Annotated in this window: 21 protein-coding genes and 1 tRNA gene; 12 read left to right on the forward strand and 10 right to left on the reverse strand. The window is 62.4% G+C overall.

Going from position 1 to position 16,856, the window contains the following annotated elements:
• The first annotated feature begins 2 nt into the window (after positions 1-2).
• The gene (locus ACNQOP_RS19000; RefSeq protein ID WP_416405451.1) at positions 3-524 is read left to right on the forward strand and encodes a flavin reductase family protein; all 522 of its coding nucleotides are present in this window, start codon (positions 3-5) and stop codon (positions 522-524) included.
• Here ACNQOP_RS19000 and ACNQOP_RS19005 read toward each other — a convergent pair.
• Complete coding sequence (locus tag ACNQOP_RS19005; protein WP_416405452.1) at positions 521-1,621, reverse strand: D-TA family PLP-dependent enzyme; 1,101 nt, start codon at positions 1,619-1,621, stop codon at positions 521-523. The genes ACNQOP_RS19000 and ACNQOP_RS19005 overlap by 4 nt on opposite strands.
• Positions 1,622-1,911: 290 nt before the next feature.
• Between ACNQOP_RS19005 and ACNQOP_RS19010 the strand changes: the two genes are divergently transcribed.
• The 4 genes from ACNQOP_RS19010 (at position 1,912) to ACNQOP_RS19025 (ending at position 4,951) form a co-directional block, all read left to right on the forward strand.
• Positions 1,912-2,679 carry an ANTAR domain-containing protein gene (locus ACNQOP_RS19010; RefSeq protein ID WP_416405453.1) on the forward strand — a complete coding sequence of 256 codons (768 nt, stop codon included), beginning with the start codon at positions 1,912-1,914 and terminating at the stop codon, positions 2,677-2,679.
• 136 nt (positions 2,680-2,815) lie between these two features.
• Positions 2,816-3,190, forward strand: a complete 375-nt coding sequence (locus ACNQOP_RS19015; RefSeq protein ID WP_416405454.1) for a hypothetical protein — start codon at positions 2,816-2,818, stop codon at positions 3,188-3,190.
• Between the two features lie 59 nt (positions 3,191-3,249).
• Positions 3,250-3,870 carry a class I SAM-dependent methyltransferase gene (locus ACNQOP_RS19020; RefSeq protein ID WP_416405455.1) on the forward strand — a complete coding sequence of 207 codons (621 nt, stop codon included), beginning with the start codon at positions 3,250-3,252 and terminating at the stop codon, positions 3,868-3,870.
• Positions 3,871-4,276: 406 nt separating this feature from the next.
• Positions 4,277-4,951, forward strand: a complete 675-nt coding sequence (locus ACNQOP_RS19025) for a DUF3800 domain-containing protein (protein ID WP_416405456.1) — start codon at positions 4,277-4,279, stop codon at positions 4,949-4,951.
• Positions 4,952-5,101: 150 nt separating this feature from the next.
• On the opposite strand, the gene ACNQOP_RS19030 is transcribed toward ACNQOP_RS19025, so the two are convergent.
• Positions 5,102-5,317 (reverse strand): helix-turn-helix transcriptional regulator, encoded by a 216-nt coding sequence (locus ACNQOP_RS19030; protein ID WP_416405457.1) that lies wholly within the window; start codon positions 5,315-5,317, stop codon positions 5,102-5,104.
• Between the two features lie 275 nt (positions 5,318-5,592).
• Between ACNQOP_RS19030 and ACNQOP_RS19035 the strand changes: the two genes are divergently transcribed.
• Positions 5,593-5,874, forward strand: a complete 282-nt coding sequence (locus ACNQOP_RS19035) for a hypothetical protein (protein WP_416405458.1) — start codon at positions 5,593-5,595, stop codon at positions 5,872-5,874.
• Between the two features lie 142 nt (positions 5,875-6,016).
• Here the strand turns inward: ACNQOP_RS19035 and ACNQOP_RS19040 are convergent, their stop codons facing one another.
• Both ACNQOP_RS19040 and ACNQOP_RS19045 read right to left on the reverse strand, forming a co-directional pair.
• Entirely contained in the window at positions 6,017-6,286 is a 270-nt protein-coding gene (locus ACNQOP_RS19040; protein ID WP_416405459.1) for a hypothetical protein, read from the reverse strand.
• An 89-nt stretch (positions 6,287-6,375) separates the two neighbouring features.
• Entirely contained in the window at positions 6,376-6,522 is a 147-nt protein-coding gene (locus ACNQOP_RS19045) for a hypothetical protein (protein ID WP_416405460.1), read from the reverse strand.
• Here ACNQOP_RS19045 and ACNQOP_RS19050 point away from each other — a divergent pair.
• Positions 6,511-6,738: a tyrosine-type recombinase/integrase gene (locus ACNQOP_RS19050; RefSeq protein ID WP_416405461.1), complete on the forward strand. Its 228-nt coding sequence runs from the start codon at positions 6,511-6,513 to the stop codon at positions 6,736-6,738. The genes ACNQOP_RS19045 and ACNQOP_RS19050 overlap by 12 nt on opposite strands.
• Positions 6,735-7,481, forward strand: a complete 747-nt coding sequence (locus ACNQOP_RS19055; RefSeq protein ID WP_416405462.1) for a hypothetical protein — start codon at positions 6,735-6,737, stop codon at positions 7,479-7,481. Before ACNQOP_RS19050 ends, ACNQOP_RS19055 begins: the two co-directional genes overlap by 4 nt.
• 75 nt (positions 7,482-7,556) lie before the next feature.
• Here ACNQOP_RS19055 and ACNQOP_RS19060 read toward each other — a convergent pair.
• Positions 7,557-7,629 (reverse strand) — tRNA-Lys (locus ACNQOP_RS19060).
• A 134-nt stretch (positions 7,630-7,763) separates the two neighbouring features.
• Between ACNQOP_RS19060 and ACNQOP_RS19065 the strand changes: the two genes are divergently transcribed.
• The gene (locus tag ACNQOP_RS19065) at positions 7,764-8,423 is read left to right on the forward strand and encodes a hypothetical protein (protein WP_309995448.1); all 660 of its coding nucleotides are present in this window, start codon (positions 7,764-7,766) and stop codon (positions 8,421-8,423) included.
• 232 nt (positions 8,424-8,655) lie between these two features.
• Here ACNQOP_RS19065 and ACNQOP_RS19070 read toward each other — a convergent pair whose 3' ends face one another.
• The gene (locus tag ACNQOP_RS19070) at positions 8,656-9,387 is read right to left on the reverse strand and encodes a hypothetical protein (RefSeq protein WP_416405463.1); all 732 of its coding nucleotides are present in this window, start codon (positions 9,385-9,387) and stop codon (positions 8,656-8,658) included.
• A gap of 198 nt (positions 9,388-9,585) precedes the next feature.
• Between ACNQOP_RS19070 and ACNQOP_RS19075 the strand changes: the two genes are divergently transcribed.
• A complete protein-coding gene (locus ACNQOP_RS19075; RefSeq protein WP_211711016.1) occupies positions 9,586-10,203 on the forward strand; it encodes a DUF47 domain-containing protein in 618 nt (205 codons plus the stop codon).
• A gap of 1 nt (position 10,204) precedes the next feature.
• Positions 10,205-11,227, forward strand: coding sequence for an anion permease (locus tag ACNQOP_RS19080; protein ID WP_416405464.1), 1,023 nt, complete (start codon positions 10,205-10,207; stop codon positions 11,225-11,227).
• A 95-nt stretch (positions 11,228-11,322) separates the two neighbouring features.
• Here ACNQOP_RS19080 and pstB read toward each other — a convergent pair whose 3' ends face one another.
• From pstB to pstS, 4 genes are all read right to left on the reverse strand, one after another.
• Complete coding sequence (gene pstB, locus ACNQOP_RS19085) at positions 11,323-12,102, reverse strand: phosphate ABC transporter ATP-binding protein PstB (RefSeq protein ID WP_235520333.1); 780 nt, start codon at positions 12,100-12,102, stop codon at positions 11,323-11,325.
• A 62-nt stretch (positions 12,103-12,164) separates the two neighbouring features.
• Positions 12,165-13,268: a phosphate ABC transporter permease PstA gene (gene pstA, locus ACNQOP_RS19090; RefSeq protein WP_257370302.1), complete on the reverse strand. Its 1,104-nt coding sequence runs from the start codon at positions 13,266-13,268 to the stop codon at positions 12,165-12,167.
• Positions 13,269-14,201: a phosphate ABC transporter permease subunit PstC gene (gene pstC / locus ACNQOP_RS19095; RefSeq protein WP_235520335.1), complete on the reverse strand. Its 933-nt coding sequence runs from the start codon at positions 14,199-14,201 to the stop codon at positions 13,269-13,271. It lies immediately after the preceding gene.
• A gap of 138 nt (positions 14,202-14,339) precedes the next feature.
• Positions 14,340-15,461, reverse strand: a complete 1,122-nt coding sequence (gene pstS, locus ACNQOP_RS19100) for a phosphate ABC transporter substrate-binding protein PstS (RefSeq protein WP_235520336.1) — start codon at positions 15,459-15,461, stop codon at positions 14,340-14,342.
• A 237-nt stretch (positions 15,462-15,698) separates the two neighbouring features.
• Here pstS and ACNQOP_RS19105 point away from each other — a divergent pair, with 237 nt between their 5' ends.
• Positions 15,699-16,826, forward strand: coding sequence for an FUSC family protein (locus tag ACNQOP_RS19105; RefSeq protein WP_235520337.1), 1,128 nt, complete (start codon positions 15,699-15,701; stop codon positions 16,824-16,826).
• Positions 16,827-16,856: the final 30 nt, after the last annotated feature.

Raw genomic sequence — 16,856 nt, forward strand, 5'->3', positions numbered from 1 at the left:
GAATGAGCGGTTCCCTACCCGTGCCATCCCCGCGAGTCAGCGAGCTCTTCAAGAGCGCGTTCCGCGGCCATCCGGCAGGCGTCGCCATCGTTACGGCTACCGGACCCGACGGCGCGGTGGGGCTCACTGCATCATCGGTGGCATCAGTGGCCGTCGATCCACCGACGCTGGCATTCTCAGTCACGAGCGGGCGATCCGCTTCCGTCATTGCGGCGGCCCAGACGATCGTGGTGCACCTGGTAAGCGCTGACCAGTTGGAACTCGTCCGGATTTTTGCCAACCCGGCGGCTCCACGTTTCACCGACCACATGGACTGGGAGGTGCTGCCCACAGGTGAGCCCCTGCTCAGGGAGGCCCAATGGGCGCTTCGCTGCGAAATAGTCCACCGGGCAGCCCTGGGCAGCTCCGTACTTCTGGCCGCGGAGGTCCTGGATATCAGGTCCAGTGCTTCCAGTTCAGCTCCGCTGGTTTACCACAACCGCGAATTCCACACGCTGGTCCAGGGTATTCCGGCTGTGGCCTAGTTGTTTCGCCCGCGGGCCGCCACCCTCCAGGTGTCCACCACGGTGCCATTGCGGACCACGGTGACCTCATCCACCAGGTTCATGGCAAGGCACACATGGTTTGGGATGACCCGAAGCCTGGTACCCAGTGCAGGGAGTTCGGCAGAATCCGGCCACACAACGGTGGCGTGATGCTCCGAAAGTGCGGTGACCCTGGCTTCGGGATATTCAGGCAGCCGAGCGTAGCCAGTGGCCCAGTCGGGGCGGTCGCTGCCCAGGATTTTACTGCCCGCATCCACCACAACGCGTCGCACGTTTCCACCCGTGGCCTCGTGGCGGCTGACGACGGTGGCGGCTACCGTCAGGGCGATGTCCTCCCACGTGCAGCGTTCCAGTTCCAGTTGCTGCGCGTCGCCGAACACGTAGACGCCGGGGCGGAGCTCCGTGGCTACCGTTTCCCCGGCGATAAGGGCCGTCGGCGTCGATCCCCCGCTGATGGTGGTCACCTCGAAGCCCGCTTCGGTCAACGCCGTCGCGGCCCGGCCCAGTGCATCGTTTTCGTTGCTCGCGGCACCGGTGGGCATTCCCGGTTTGTAACTGTGGCCAGGGAACGTGAACACGCCCGCCACCGTCAGACCCGCTCCAGCAGCGGCACGGGCTACGTCCGCTGCTTCGCCAGGGAACACGCCGCTGCGGTGATGCCCACTGTCGATTTCGACGAGCACCTCAATCCGCCCCGCGTCGGCGCCCATCTGGTGACCCATCGCCGTCGCGCTTTCCGCAGAATCCACGCCCACAGCGATCCGGCCTGAGGCCGCGAGCGCCCTCAGGCGTTCAGCGCGTGGCGCGTCCACCCAGAGCGGGTAGGCGATGAAAATGTCCCTCACCCCGTCCGCCGCGAAGACCTCGGCCTCGCCGATGGTTGCGACCGTGATCCCCTCAGCCCCGGCGGCCAACTGCTTCCGGGCGATCTCCAGGGTCTTGTGCGTCTTCACGTGCGGGCGAAGCCGCAGGCCCCGGCTGAGCATGCTCGACGCCATGCGCTCTATGTTCCGGTCAAGGACATCGGCGTCGATCAGGACTGCAGGAGTAACCACTTCGGCGGGGATCACGTTCATGCCTAAAACACTAACGTCCTGGGGTGCGGACTGCTTTCCCTGAATGCCCGACGGCGGCGGCCCCGCCAGCTGTATCTTGTGGGCGTGCACAGGCGTACTGTCCCAAGTAGGAGATTTCGGGTGGTGACGGTCCGGGGTTGAATGATCCGGGTTGCGCTCGAACGCGAGCACAACCTCCGCCCAGCCGGAATTGCGTGAAATCCGGTCTTTCCGAAGTGAGGCCACATGGCCCAGGACACTGCAGTACCACCGCCCGAAGGCTTGCAGGATCTGCTCCACAGGAAAGACCAATGATCAACCACAGCCCGGGCGCTTTGCCTGATGAAGCCCAGCTGGACCTGACGGATTTCCTGGAGCACCTGCAAAACCTGCTGGTTAATAACACCGACATCCGCGAGTTCCTTGAGGACCTGGCAGAAATGACTGCCAGGAAGCTCACCACGCCCGCCAATACAGTTGCTTGTGGCGTGACGGTGATCCGGCGAAAGAAGCCGGTGGCCGTCGCGGAAAGCGACCTCCTGGCGCGCAGGCTGGAGGACATCCAGAACAGCTTCGATGATGGTCCGTGCCTGACAGCCCTGCGGACAAGGAAAATAACCCATGTGCCGGACATTCGGCACGAAGTTCGCTGGCCCGACTATATGAAGGCGGCGGCACGCACCAACGTCGGCTCCATCCTGGCGTTGCCCATGGAGCTGAACAACACCGCCGAGGCAGTAGTTAACCTGTATTCGACCCGTGTGCATGGCTTTGGCGAGGAGGATCTACTCACCGCGCAGCGGGTTACTGCCACGGGGGCCAAAGCGCTTCATCTGGCCCTGAAAATCGCCCAATTGAAGGACGCCCGTGAAAATCTTGCCGCCGCGTTGGATTCCCGGGCCGCTATCGATACGGCTGTCGGCATCATCATGGCGCAGAACCGTTGCAGTCGCGACAACGCATTCCAGATCCTGGTGAATGCTTCCAGCCATCGCAACATCAAGCTCAGGGCCGTAGCGGAGGGCGTGATCGCGCAGATTGCGGGCGACCAATGCATAACTGCGGTCTTTGACGAGTAGGTACGACGCTGTCCTGCGTCTCAGCATCGGAGGAGCGGGGGCACGTCACACACCGCTCATCCCCTTGCAACGCGCCCGCAACAAAGATGCACAAAGCTGGAGGCATACGCACGGCGACAGTTTGAGGGGAGCGCACATGACTATCGCGAACAGGGACCTTTTCCAGGCGTTGAAGACGCAGGCCAGCCTGGCCCAGGCCTTCGGCGCAATGCCGGGAACTGCCGAAGCAGCCCACGCACTGAACGCAGGCGAGTACGTCGAGGCCTGGCACAACGGCCGCCTCTACCATCGGGGAACCGTGGTCAAGACGGTGGCCGGAACCGAGCTCTTCTGGCTTCAGGATGAGACCGGAAGCCGACGACTGCTCGATATGGAATCCATGGAGATCGTGACCGTTGACGAACCTGTCGGGGCAGCCCCGGCGCAGGAACCGGAGCCCGGCCCGACCGCCACGGTCACACCTATCTCCGCATTTCCCATGTTCCACGACGGAACGCAGCAGATCGCCTAATTGCCTGCTGTCGCGGCACACTACGTTTGCGCAGGTGAGGGCCTCGATAGGCTGTGCCCATGTCACACGGATCCGTCAGATCAGCCTATGGTGCACGCGCCAAGGAGTACACCGAGCTTTTCGGGACCATCGACAACACCCATCCCGCTGATCAGGCGTTGATTGCGGCCTGGGCTCACGGGCTCGGCGGCAAAGTGATCGACGCTGGCTGCGGGCCCGGACAATGGACCAACTTCCTTCATGCCCTTAGGGTTGACGCGGAGGGTGTAGACATCGTCTCGGAATTCATCGAATCCGCCAGGCAGCACTATCCAAACACCGCATTCCGTGTGGGGTCGCTGGAACAACTGCAGGTACCGGACCAGTCCTTGGCGGGCATCCTTGCCTGGTACTCCCTGATCCACACCAGCCCGGATGACATCGCCTCCGTTTTGGCGGAGTTCTCCCGGTGCCTTGAACCCGGAGGCAGTCTCTTGCTTGCCTTCTTCGAAGGCGAAGCTGTCGAAGAGTTTCCGCACGCGGTGATGCCCGCGTACTTCTGGTCCGTCGCGGAGATGGGGAAGTGCCTCGACAGAGCCGGATTCCTGGTAACCAGCTCAAACTCCAGGAAAGACCCAGAGGCGCGCCCCCACGCGTCGATCATCGCCACCCGCACACCCGGTCCCGCGCTGGTTCCCTGAGCACACCGTTGTCCGGCGGGATTGACGAATTGCCGAGGGCTCGTGCGGCAATAAAAAACAGGCCGGAGACTCAACGTCTCCGGCCTGTCTTGGAGGGTGGGCCCTGTGGGGATCGAACCCACGACCCACGGATTAGGCGGCGGCCAATGTTGACGTGAAGCGTAAGGAGTCATTCTGCGTTACAGACAGGGCCATCCACGCTCACCCGCAGCAACGCAACTAGTCATTGAATGTCATCGCATGTCGTCGTTTTCGTTGGGTAAACGTTGGGTCGAAGCTGCTTGATCCGGTGCCCTTCGCCGGGTCTTCTGCATCGCTGCAACTGAGCAGACGTCAGCATTTTCTGTCAGGGCCGAGACGGTACGCTGGGGAAGTTCGATAAGGATCATGAAGAAAGCAGCGCACGATGTCCGACGTCTACCTCTATGCCGACGAAACAGGCAACCTGGACTACGACGGTGAAGGCAAGAATGGTGCGTCCACCTACTTCGGGTTCGGCACCGCGGTTTTCGTTGGAGACCATGCGGACGCCCTCTTCGGCGGCATGAAATTGAGGGCAGAAATCTCGAGCTCTGGCGTGTATCTGCCGGAAGGCTTCCATGCTGTCAATGACAAAAAGGACACCAAGGACCGTGTCTTCCGGCTTATCGGTGAGCAGGCTCCGCGCTTCGACAGCACCTTTTTGTACAAGGCTCAAGCATATGAGTCTGTCAAAAGGAAGGGCCAGAACTACCTGTACAAGATGGCTTGGTACCTTCACCTGAAAGAGGTCGCGATTCAGGTCTCCAACCGAGGCGATACCTTGTACGTGGTCGCAGGAACTTTCGGCACCGCAGCACGTCAGACGGCCGCGAAGATGGCTTTGGAGGACGTCTGTCACCAGATTAACCGTGATATTAAGCTCTGCGTGTGGAAGTCCTCGTCATCTTGGGGGCTCCAAGTGGCGGACTACGGTCTGTGGGCCATCCAGCGGCGGCTCGAGGGTAAGAGCTGCTCTTGGCTGGAGCCACATGTCCTACCAACCCTGAGGACCGAGTTCCACCCGTGGGGACGGCGAACGCCAGGAATCACAAAAGTTTAGTGCCGGCTATCCTGTCGGAAGACTTCCCTGGGATGTCTTGTCACCGGCACTCCTTATACAACCCGGTGTGCAGTTTGGTGTCAATACAGTGTCAGGAACATCTCAGTTCGAGCGCCACTGAGGCCGGCGGACACTAGGCGGTCGGGAGGGCTATCTGCTGGCTCGCGGGTGGAGTTCCCGCCAGCGGTCCACGTCAGACCAGGGGATCCGTAATGGGGAGTTCTTGCTGCCGCTGCCGGCCTTGTAGGCATTCGGGAAAACCCCTTGTCGCGCCATATTGCGGATGGTCACAGGGTGGTGCCCCAAGAACTCAGCCACCTGCTTGACCCTTGCATCACCGCGAAGGTTGTTAGAGGAAGTTGTCATGGCTCGGAATCTATCGAGCGTTACGCGTTGGGCCTAGTTTTCCCTACGCGGCCGGCGAGCCTACCCCAACATTCCCTATACAACAACCCGATATTCCCTAAACTGCCGGGAACTTGGCCCGGGGTGTTGATCTGAGTGGTTTGGGTCTGTTCCGTCGCCTCTGTTGCGGGGGCTGTCATGGTTTCCTCCAAGGGTTTTGTGTCGGTGCTGATGGGTACGCTTGTAGCTGTTCTGCTGCACAGGGCAGCGGCTATTGATAAAGGGGGAATGGCGAAGTGGCAGTGGTCATTTACAGCAATGAGGATGCTGAGCTTTCACGGCATAACGACGACGAGAACGGCCACCACGCCTACAAGATCCTGGACTCAGGAGTACTTCAGGTTCTCCAGGGCACGGGTAAAGCGAACAACGACTGGTCGGCAATTTGGGAGTATGGTCCCGGGGCCTGGCACAAGGTTCAGGGAACGCGGTTCATTAACGAAACAACCAGGACGCCGGGAGCAGATGGTTCAGCGCCTCGCCGTACCGGGAACGAAAACCGGATGATGGTTCTCTAGCGAGCCTTCAGCGAGGTCCTGTAGCTGAGGTCCTTGTGTTCGCTGACTTCACGCCACGTCTTGAACTCCGCTTGCGTGGCGTGAAGGTCCTCCACTTCGCTATCGCTGCGGCTGATCCGCCGAGCTCACGCATCATGACCTTTTAGCTTCCGGAGCCTGTCATGAACTGGGCTAGGTCATCGTCCGAGAGCTCGGCCTCGTGGCCGTCCAAGGGGTCACTGACGAGGGCATAGGGAATGCCAGGGCCGAACATCAGCCGTATCCGCTTCGGCACCACACCCGGCAGGTCGAGAACGAAATACCGGTATTCCCCAGAGTTCTGAATGTTTTGAAGGACGTTCGCGAGCTCATCAACCTTGATCCCCTCTGGCAACTCGATAGATGTCCCTGAGTAGTTGATAGCTGCTGGCATTTTGAGTCCTAACGATTGAAATTGAAGTGTCTTGCCAGGCTGGCCGGGAGTGGCCAGCGCTTTTAATTCGGATGCCCTGACACTAGGATTCAGGGCATGAGGAAACTTGGGGGAATCATCCTGCTGGCCGCCGTGATGGCCCTTTCGGCCTGCAGTGGAGCGTCGTCACCTACTGCCAGCTCGACGCCGACAGATGCGACCACCACGGCCAGGACCCATCCGCGGTGAGCAAGCAATGGCGGAGGGTACGTACTGCACTCAACCTTGACTGGGTAACCTCGCACACCTTCCGGAAGACCGTGGCCACGCTGATTGATGAACAGGGCCTCTCTGCCCGCGTTGGAGCAGACCAGCTCGGCCACGCCCAAATCTCCATGACCCAGGATGTCTACATGGGCCGCAAGACCGTACACACCGAAGTCGCCGATGCGCTGGACAGGATCGTTCAATGAATAGCCAAGATGATGACATGGAACCAACGTTTTCACCCCTCCCCGAGCAGATCGGCACAGGCCCGCTCGGCAAGGGTGCAGTGGCCGCCAGCGCAGCCGCTGTAAGCATTGCATTTCCGCCGATTGCAATCCCAGTGGCTGGCGTTACGGCTGCCTTGCAGGCCTACGGCGACCGACTCAACAAACATCAGCAGGAACGAATAGATCAAGTAGTCGGGGCGGCGTCCGGCAAGTCGGGCCTGACACCTATTGAACTCATCAACCGCTGCACTGAGGACGAGGATCTCAGGCTTGCCTTTGCCGAAGCTGTCGACGCTGCGAGACGCAGCAGGCTGCAAGGTAAGGCTGCGTCCTTGGGGAACGCTCTTGGCGCCATCCTGAGCGACGACGCACTCATCGATCAAGAGACTGTTTGGATACGCATTTTGAGCGTGGTTGAACCTCCGCACATTAGAGTCCTTCGAGGGTGGGTCTACCCATCCACTGAACCTGGCTCTGACACTCCAGCGTGGAGTTCCAACGGAACTCGAGCAGTCTTTGATGTAGCTGGACAGCTAAGCATCGGCCACGGCATTCTTCCGCTCGTTCAGGACCTAATTGGCGCGGGACTGCTCATGGCTCCACTCATCATGCACCAGCCGAATGTCTATCAGCCGGGCGATTTCAATCGGATGCTTGCGGCTACAGGCCTGGGAGTTGAGTTGTTTGCTCGGCTTCAAGACGGAGGGACAGAGCTGAAATAGTTGGGTTTCCGTTGGATTTGGGCCTGCAAACGAAAACAGGCCGGAGACTCTACGTCTCCGGCCTGTCTTGGAGGGTGGGCCCTGTGGGGATCGAACCCACGACCCACGGATTAAAAGTCCGATGCTCTACCAACTGAGCTAAAGGCCCCTCCAGCTGTAGAAACAGCCATGAATACTGTACCCCAACGTCAAGGCAGACGAGGAACTCAAGGTGACGGGCGCCGTCGTGCGTCCAAGCAACCGTTACTCGACCCCGCTAGAGCACAGGAGTACGGTGAACTCATGAGCGAACAGCCAGAACCGCGAGCGTACGGCGGAGCAAACCGGCATCACAAGCCGAAGCCCTTCGCGCCCATCGATTTTGAACCGTTCGCAGGGGGCGCCGACCCCGCGCGGGTTTCCGAGGCCGCCCACCTTGCTGCGCAGGCCTTGGTGAGGCGAGGCCGCGACAGCGACGACCCCAAGGTCACGCGTCGTCTGGTGAAACTGGCCGACGAGCAGGGCTTGGAAGCCATCGCCGAGATGTGGGCAGAAAGCCCCGCCCGCAGCCTTCCCGGCGCGCTGTGGCGGCTCTACGCCCTCCGCGCCGCTACCATCCAGAACCCCGAGAAGATCTCGGTCTACTTCAGGGCCGGCCGGGACACCGCGCAGGTCTCCAACGTCGTTGCCGGGGCTGCCGAGCCTCCCGGGGCCGAGGAAATGAAGACCATGGCTGACGCCATTCTCTCCGGCGCGTTCGACGGCGAGTTCGACGTCGCGCTGGAACGTTCCGCTGCTTTCTGCCGCGTGGTGGCACTCGGCCAGGCGACCCTCGCCGACGGCGCAGAGCACAGCAACGAAGGCCACGCCAGCAAGCTCACGCGCAATTCGCACCAGCTCGTCAAAACGGCCGAGGACCTTGAGCACGCCGCCAATGCATGGCGCCTGGGCGAGCTGGACTAGCCAGCAAAGAGGGCAAAACGTACCCACGTCGGCCCCCGACTGTCAATGTTGACTTAGCCGGCCGGACGGTGAAAACTAAAACTGGTGTCGAACCGCGAAACCCCCGGGCTTCAACATATAGCCGCTTCGAGCGGCCTACCGCCGAGAGGCGTATCCGGTTCGGCACCATTTTTATGCCCGGATGCAGAACGCCCGGGCCAGCACTGGGCCGAACCCGGGCAAACGCGCCAATCTACTTCAGGGTGACAGTGGTTTTGGCCTGTTCCTTCTTGTCGTGATCCAGCTTGCCGTCCGCCGCCGCAGGAGTCATGGTGGCCGAGATCTCAGCCTCCTTGCCGGGCGTATAGCCGAAGTTCTCGGCGATGTTGAAGGATTCGCCCGGTTTCAATACGAACGGGTCCTTTTCCTTGAGCTTCATGCCTGAGCTGCTCAGTCCGTACTTCTTGAAGCCATCGCTGCTGGAGTCGGACGGCATGCCACCGAGGTACTTCCAGTCCGCGTACTTGGCGCTGGGAGTGACCAGCGAGTGGCTCAAGGGGATGTCAGCGGATGATGTGTTGGTGACCACGTAGTTCACGTAGACGATCGGCGCACCCTTCTTCAGCAGGTTTTCCTTGGTTTCCTTGTCCAGGAACATGCTGTCCTTGGAGGCTACATCCGTGGCCACTTGGTAGATGTCGACGCTGAAGCTGTCGCCCTTCATGCTGCCAAGCTTGTCGCCCTTGTCCGTGATCGGGAGGGCCCAGGCCGCTGCCTTGTACGAGCCCGAGGATGCTGCAGCCCCGTCGGAACCTGCCGAGGCGGAGGCGGAGGAGGACGGGGCCGCTGAGGCCGCCGAAGAGGAGGACGACGACGGTTCGGAACCACCCGACGTCGTGCTGGTGGCAGTAGCTCCACAGGCGGTCAAGGCGAGCAATCCCGCCGCCGCAAGGCTGGTGATCTTCACAGTGTTGTTGATGCGCACGATTCCCCCATTGAGTGGATAAATTCATTGACGCGCCAAGTTTTGCATGGATGAAAGGGGCGCGGCGATGGGGAGCTCTGCCCTTCGGGGCCGGGGCGCTCACCAAGCAGCCGCGCGGGACCGGTAAAGTTGGGGACGAAACGGGCTGCGTCAAGTCAAGCCGTCCGCCGCCCTATCCGTCCCCAGCCCGGAAGCGACATGAAGCTGCGCCTTTTCCCCCAGGAACCCGCCGGACTCGTACTGCTCGCGCAGATGGCCGGTGTCATCGTGGCCGCCACCGGGACGCTCTCAGAAATCCTCGGAGCCCAGGCCAGCGAACACCAGCGCCTCGCCGAAGAACTGCACGAGCACGAGTCCAAGTCCCTGGACCTGCACTTCGCCCTCCTGACTCACATGCGCACCAGCTTCGTGAATCCACTCCCCCGCGAGGACATGTACACCCTCTCCCGCCACCTCAACGAGGCGATGGAAAAGCTCGACGCCGCGGGCGACCTCGTGTCCCTTTACAAACTGGACCGGCTGCCCAAGCGTGCCGCAGACCAACTGGAAATCATCAGCCGCCAGGCCGAGCTCACCGTGGACGCCATGCGTAAGCTTGAAGACCTGGACGAGCTGGAGGACTACTGGATCGAGATCCTCCGCCTTGCCAAGCGCGCGGAACGGACCCACCGGATCTGGGTCGCCGAGATGCTCAAGGACATGAAGTCGGCGCAGTACGCACGGCACCGGGACATCGCCAACCAGCTGGTGGAAGTAACCAAGGACATGCGGAAGGTCGCCACCCAGGTAGGCAGCATCATCGTCAAGGAATCCTGACGTGACCATCGTCTTCCTTGTCCTTGTGGTGGGGCTCGCCTCAGGGTTCGCGTTCCTCAACGGTTTCCGCGATGTCTCCAACGCGGTGGCCCTGTCCACCCGGACCCGCGCCCTCACGCCGTCCATCGCCGTGCTTTTGGCGGCAATCTTCAACTTTGTGGGCGCCATGCTGAGCGGCACCTTCATCCTCGCCTTCACGCAATCGTGGATTACGTTGCCTGCAGGCCCCGGCGGCCTGACCATGCTCGCTTCAGCCTTGGCAGCCTCCATCTTGTGGGGTATCTACGCGTGGTGGAAGGGCGTTCCCCTGTCCTCCACGAACTCGCTGGTGGGCGGCCTGATCGGTGCCGGCAGCGCAAGCATCCTGGTGGGCGAAAGCTCGATCGGCGGGGTGGACGGCGTCCTGCTGACCCAAGTGGTCCTGCCCCTGGTACTGTCCCCGCTGGTAGCCTTCGGGGCGGCGTACCTGCTGGTGTGGCCGGTCACCTGGGCTGCCCGCTATACACAACCCAATGTGGTGAACAGGCGTTTCCGGCGCGCACAAGCCGTCTCCACCGCAGCAGTCGCCTTCGGCCACGGACTCCAGGACGGGCAGCGCACAGCAGCGGTCATTCTCCTGGCAATGGTGGCCGCGGGGTTGTCAGGCGGGGACAACGTGCCGCTGTGGATCCTGCTGCTCACGGCCGTCATGCTCACCGCGGGAACGATGTTGGGCGGCTGGAGGATCTCGCACACCCTGGGCCATAAGCTCATCCGGATAGATCCCCTGCGTGGATTCGTGGCCCAGACCCTCACGTCCGTCATGCTCTTCATCGGTGCGATCGGCTTCCAGCTGCCGCTCTCCACCACCCACACCTTGACGGCGTCCGTCCTCGGTTCGGGGATCAACCAGCGCTTCCACACCGTCAACCGCCGGCTGGTGCGGAGGATCCTCCTGCTGTGGGTGGCAACCCCGGTGGTGACCGCCGTCGTCGCCTTCATCCTCGAGTTGGCGTTCTCCCCCCTCGCTAAACTGCCCAACTAGGGTAAGAAAAAACGACGGCGGCCGTACCCCCAAGGCGACGGCCGCCGTCGTTATGTGCCGGCTCCCCCCATAGAAGCCGGAACCCTACCTCCCGCTTATCCGAAGCGCCCGGAGACGTAGTCTTCCGTGGCCTTCTGGGCCGGGTTGTTGAAGATGCTGGTGGTGTCAGCGAACTCGATCAGCTTGCCGGGCTTGCCGGTGCCGGCGATGTTGAAGAACGCGGTCTTGTCCGAAACGCGGGCGGCCTGCTGCATGTTGTGGGTCACGATCACCACGGTGTACTGGTCCTTGAGCTCGTTGATGAGGTCCTCAACGGCCAGTGTGGAGATGGGGTCCAGCGCGGAGCAGGGCTCGTCCATGAGGATCACCTGGGGTTCAACGGCGATGGCACGGGCAATGCAGAGCCGCTGCTGCTGGCCGCCGGAGAGGCCGGAACCGGGCTTGTCCAGGCGGTCCTTGACCTCGTTCCACAGGTTGGCGCCCACCAGGGACTTCTCCACCAGCGCATCTGCTGCGCCCTTGGAGATCTTCTTGTTGTTCAGCTTCACGCCGGCCAGCACGTTGTCGCGGATGGACATGGTGGGGAACGGGTTGGGCCGCTGGAAAACCATGCCCACCTGGGTGCGCACAGTCACCGGGTCAACACCGGGGCCGTACAGGTTGTCCCCGTCCAGCAGGACCTCGCCCTCGACGCGTGCGCCGGGAAGGACCTCGTGCATGCGGTTCAGCGTGCGGAGGAAAGTGGACTTGCCGCAACCGGACGGGCCGATGAAGGCCGTGACGGACTTGGCTTCGATGTTGATGTTGACGTCCTCAACGGCCAGGAAATTGCCGTAGTAGACATTCAGGTCTTTGACGTCGATGCGCTTAGACATGGTGTTCCTTTGTTCCTTGGGGGTTCTGGAAGTGTAAACGTGGCCTGAAGGGCCAGGCCCGGCTAGCGTCCTGTTTTCGGAGCGAAGATGCGGGCGATGAGGCGGGCTCCGAGGTTCAGGAGCATCACCAGGATGATCAGCACCAGCGCGGCGCCCCATGCACGCTGGTCCGAGGGGCCAGGGTTGGACGGCGACGTCGGGTTGAGGATCTGCGTGTAAATGAACGTGGGCAGCGAGGCCATCCAGCCGCCAAACACGTTGTTGTTGATGGTGGTGGCAAAGCCTGCGGTCACCAGGATCGGCGCGGTTTCGCCGATAACGCGTGCGATCGCCAAGGTGACGCCCGACGCAATACCGGAAATCGCCGTCGGAATGACCACCTTGGTGATGGTGCGCCATTTACGGACGCCCAGCGCATAGGAAGCCTCACGAAGTTCGTTAGGGACGATCTTCAGCATTTCCTCGCTGGAGCGGACCACCACCGGGATCATCAGGACGGAAAGCGCGACGGCGGCTACCGCACCGGTCTTGGTGCCGGGGCCGACGATGGCGAAGAAGAACGCTGCCGCGAAGAGGCCGGCCACGATCGACGGGATGCCTGTCATGACATCCACGAAGAACGTGATGGCGCGGGCCAGCGGACGGTCGTTGCCGTATTCCACCAGGTAGATGGAGGTCAACAGGCCCACAGGCACGGAAATGACCGTGGCAAGAAGCGTGATCTGGATGGTGCCAAGCAGGGCGTGGTAAATACCGCCGAGGACGGGCGCACCGTCTTCCGCTGCTTTGTTGTCGAAGGCACCGGTGACACCGTTCATGGAGGTGCCCAGGAAGCCGGGGGTGATGAGGCCTGGAATGCCGTTGACCAGCACGGTCCAGATCACCGAAATCAGCGGCAGGAGCGCGATCAGGAAAGCACCGACAACCAGGCAGGTCGCGAGCCGGTCCTTGGCTTTACGGGCACCTTCAACGGCTCCGCTCCAGGAAACGAGGCCCACTGCGAACAGGATCGCGGAGACCAGGCCCCAGCCGAAGGCGTTGAAACCGATCAGCGCCAGGATGGCCGCACCCACGACGAGCGCGACGGCCAGCACAATGTAGGGCGCGGACTTGGGCAGTTGGCCCTTGGTGAGCGCGGAGCGTTTACGGACTGCTGTGGCGGTCATTTAGTTGGCTCCCGAGAATTCTTTGTGCCGGGTGATGATCCAGCGGGCGATCATGTTCACGCCCAGCGTGATGACGAACAGCACCAGGCCGGCGGCGATCAGCGTATTGACCTTGAGGCCGCTGGCTTCGGGGAAGTTCAGGGCGATCTCGGCGGCGATGGTCTGGTTGCCGGACTGGATGAGGCTGGCGGTCAGGACGCCGGAGGACAGCACCAGGGCAACAGCCATGGTCTCTCCCAGTGCGCGGCCGAGGCCCAGCATGATCGCGCTGACGATGCCCGGGCGACCGAAGGGCAGCACGGCCATCTTGATCATTTCCCAGCGGGTTGCTCCCAGTGCGAGCGCTGCTTCTTCGTGCAGCTTGGGGGTCTGCAGGAAGATTTCGCGGGACAGGGAGGTGATGATGGGAAGGACCATGACGGACAGTACGATGCCTGCGGTCAGGATGGTCTTGCCGGTTGCGGATGCCGGACCCGCGAAGATCGGGATCCAGCCGAGGTTGTTGGCCAGCCAGTCATACGCCGGAGAGATTTCCTTGGCCAGGAAGGCCGCACCCCATGCGCCGTAGACGACGGAAGGGATGGCTGCGAGGAGGTCCACCACATAGCCGAGGCCGGAAGCGAGCCGGCGCGGGGCGTAGTGCGAGATGAACAGGGCCACGCCGATCGCTACCGGAGTGGCGATGACGAGGGCGATCACAGCCGCGATGAGCGTGCCCACCACGATCGGGGCGATGTAGGCGAAGAAGCCGTGGCCGCCCTGGATGCTCTCGGGAGGTGCGGTCAACGCAGGGATCGCCTGCACCACAAGGAACAACGCGACTCCGAAGAGAACAGCGAGAATCAGGCACCCTGCGGCCATGGCGGCCCCGGAGAAAACCTTGTCCCCGGCGCGTCCTGCGCCTTGGGAGGTTGTCAGGGAGTTGGTGGTCACTTCACGATCCTTCAGTCTGGAGTGAACTGGTCTTACATGGCCAAGTTCCCTGCCCCGGTCCGGTGCCGCGGTGGCCACCGGAGTGCGGGACAGGGAACTTCAGTGTTCAGCCGGGTTCAGCAAACCCGCCGGGAAACCTTAGGCCTTGGCCTTGATGGTTTCGATAGCGGCCTTGGCCTTGTCCTGCAGCGTCTTGGAGAGCGGTGCGGACTTTGCGGCGTCAGCTGCGGTCTTCTGTCCTTCGTCGGAAACGACGTAGGTTTCGAAGGCCTTGACCAGATCGGCAACTGCCTTGGTCTCGTAGGTGGTGCAGACAACGTGGTACGAGACGAGGACTACGGGGTAGGCGCCCGCTGCGGTGGTCTTGCGGTCCAGCTTGATGGCGACGTCGTTGGCGGCGCGGCCGTCAACAGGCTTGCCGGCTTCGACAGCCTTGGCGGCAGCGTCTGCGGAGATCTTGACGAACTCTTCGCCGACCTTGATGGAAGCGGTACCGAGCTTGCCGGAAACAGCGGAGTCGTCAGCGTAGGTCACGGCACCGGGGGTGTCGGTGACGGTCTTGACGACGCCGGAGGTGCCCTTGGCGTTTTCGCCCTTCAGGGATGCGGGCCAGACGCCGGCAGCCTTGTCGGTCCAGACCTCGGGAGCTGCAGCTGCCAGGTAGTCGGTGAAGTTGCTGGTGGTGCCGGAATCGTCAGAGCGGTTCACCGGGGTGACCTTGAGGTCCGGGAGCGTTACGCCTGCGTTGAGGGCGGCGATTGCGGGGTCGTTCCAGTTGGCGATTTCGCCGCGGAAGAGTTTGGCGACCGTAGCGGCGTCGAGCTTCAGTTCCTTGACGTTGGGAATGTTGAAGGCGACGGCGATCGGGGAGATGTAGACGGGGAGGTTGATGGCACCCTCGGGGCCGCACTTGGCCTTGGAGGCAGCAAGCTCGTCGTCCTTCAGGTAGGCGTCCGAGCCGGCGAACTGTGCCGAGCCGTCGATGATCGCCTTGCGGCCTGCGCCGGAGCCATCCGGGGAGTACTGCACGGTGGCGCCCTGGTTTGCGGTGGCGAAGCCGGCCTTCCAGGCATCCATTGCTGCGCCGGTGGAGGAGGCGCCAATGCCGGTCAGGGTGCCGGTGACCTTGGTTCCGGAGGCTGCCGACTGGGTGCCGGCCGGAGTGCCCGTTGCGTTGTCTGAACCGCAAGCAGTGAGCGCGAGAGCGCCGGCTGCGATGACCGCGATTGCCGCGTTGCGGCCGAAGTGAGTTGCCTTCACTTGGATGTGCCCCTTCCAGGGATTCTTCGATGCGGGCCGAACGGAGATTTCGGCGTGCGCGAGCTGTGGACCTTTTTGTTCCTTTACTGAAGGTAAGGAGCGCAGGTAACGGGACCTGTGGTGGAAGGTGAACAGGAGATGAACGACGGCGGACCATTGGGTGATGTGGCGCGCGCCACCTTGAGCGTCGCCCGGGTTGCCGTCGTTGCGGATGCCAGGACAAATAGACTGGAGCACATGGCTGCCGCGAAGGGATTTTCTGCAAGCAAGAGGTTTCTGCGCGCCAGGGTCCGGACCGGCTTGGTTCGCAGCCGGAATTCGTTGACACCGGCCATCCAAATGACAGTGTGCGCCGTTGGTGCCTACGCCTTTGCCGAATACGTGCTGGGCCACCAGGGTCCCCTGTTTGCTGCCACGTCGTCCCTGATTGCCTTGGGCTTCTCCCGGGACCCCCGCCTACGCCGGGTTATCGAGGTGGGCCTTGGCTGCACCCTCGGGATCGTTGTTGGCGACTTGCTGCTCCACTGGCTGGGCGCTGGGATCTGGCAGGCCGCCGTCGTTCTTCTTTTCTCCATCCTGTTGGCCAGGTTCCTGGACAGCGGCACTATCTTCACCACCCAGCTGGGGCTGCAGTCGTTGTTGGTGGTGCTGCTTCCGGCTCCGGCCGGCGGGCCGTTCACGCGCAGCATTGATGCTGTGGTGGGTGGCGTGTGTGCGCTGCTGGTGACCATCCTGGTGCCCAAGGATCCGCGCAGGGAGCCGCGCAAGGACGTCCAACAGATCCTGCACGAGCTCGCCGAAGTGTTGCGGGAATGCGCCAAGGCCATGATCGAGAGCGATTCCACCATGGCCTGGCACGCCCTGATCCGCGGCCGCAATTGCCAACCGCTGGTGGACAGGATGCGGCAGACCCTGCGTGCTTCCGGCGAGGTAGCCACACTGGCTCCCGCACACCGGAGGCATCGCGACGAACTGGCAAGCCTGGAACATTCGTTGGAGTACATCGATCTGGCCTTGCGCAACAGCCGTGTGTTCGCGCGACGCCTGACCAGCGCCATCAACCATGCCGCACTCTCCGACGAAGCGATCGACAGCATCTCCGAGGTCCTGCAGGAAACCGCGGCCGCAATCGACGAGATGACCATCGGGCTCGCCGAACAAAGCGAGGGTACCCGGCGGGTCCATCTGCGGCGCGCCCGGAACGACCTCAGTGACATCGCCGCCCGGCTCCACCCGAAGATGCTCGACGTCCAACGGCTTGAGGGCGAGACCGTGGTCATGCTGTTCCGCCCTCTCATGGTGGACCTGCTGGAGGCCAGCGGGATGGAACCGGAAGAGGCACGGACGGTCCTCCCACCGCTGTAGCTCCTCCTGGGCCAATAGTGTCGGCCCCCG

Origin of the sequence: Arthrobacter sp. LFS091 (assembly GCF_047977885.1) — a bacterium.
Lineage (GTDB): Bacteria > Actinomycetota > Actinomycetes > Actinomycetales > Micrococcaceae > Arthrobacter.

Excerpts from the sequence above, each read along its gene's own strand:
- ACNQOP_RS19000 (WP_416405451.1), top strand. The coding sequence starts at position 3 with ATGAGCGGTTCCCTACCCGTGCCATCCCCGCGAGTCAGCGAGCTCTTC.
- ACNQOP_RS19065 (WP_309995448.1), top strand. The coding sequence starts at position 7,764 with ATGAGCGAACAGCCAGAACCGCGAGCGTACGGCGGAGCAAACCGGCAT.
- ACNQOP_RS19020 (WP_416405455.1), top strand. The coding sequence starts at position 3,250 with ATGTCACACGGATCCGTCAGATCAGCCTATGGTGCACGCGCCAAGGAG.
- ACNQOP_RS19075 (WP_211711016.1), top strand. The coding sequence starts at position 9,586 with ATGAAGCTGCGCCTTTTCCCCCAGGAACCCGCCGGACTCGTACTGCTC.
- ACNQOP_RS19010 (WP_416405453.1), top strand. The coding sequence starts at position 1,912 with ATGATCAACCACAGCCCGGGCGCTTTGCCTGATGAAGCCCAGCTGGAC.
- ACNQOP_RS19025 (WP_416405456.1), top strand. The coding sequence starts at position 4,277 with ATGTCCGACGTCTACCTCTATGCCGACGAAACAGGCAACCTGGACTAC.
- ACNQOP_RS19040 (WP_416405459.1), bottom strand. The coding sequence starts at position 6,286 with ATGCCAGCAGCTATCAACTACTCAGGGACATCTATCGAGTTGCCAGAG.
- pstB (WP_235520333.1), bottom strand. The coding sequence starts at position 12,102 with ATGTCTAAGCGCATCGACGTCAAAGACCTGAATGTCTACTACGGCAAT.
- ACNQOP_RS19055 (WP_416405462.1), top strand. The coding sequence starts at position 6,735 with ATGAATAGCCAAGATGATGACATGGAACCAACGTTTTCACCCCTCCCC.
- pstA (WP_257370302.1), bottom strand. The coding sequence starts at position 13,268 with ATGACCGCCACAGCAGTCCGTAAACGCTCCGCGCTCACCAAGGGCCAA.
- ACNQOP_RS19005 (WP_416405452.1), bottom strand. The coding sequence starts at position 1,621 with ATGAACGTGATCCCCGCCGAAGTGGTTACTCCTGCAGTCCTGATCGAC.
- ACNQOP_RS19030 (WP_416405457.1), bottom strand. The coding sequence starts at position 5,317 with ATGACAACTTCCTCTAACAACCTTCGCGGTGATGCAAGGGTCAAGCAG.
- ACNQOP_RS19015 (WP_416405454.1), top strand. The coding sequence starts at position 2,816 with ATGACTATCGCGAACAGGGACCTTTTCCAGGCGTTGAAGACGCAGGCC.
- ACNQOP_RS19105 (WP_235520337.1), top strand. The coding sequence starts at position 15,699 with ATGGCTGCCGCGAAGGGATTTTCTGCAAGCAAGAGGTTTCTGCGCGCC.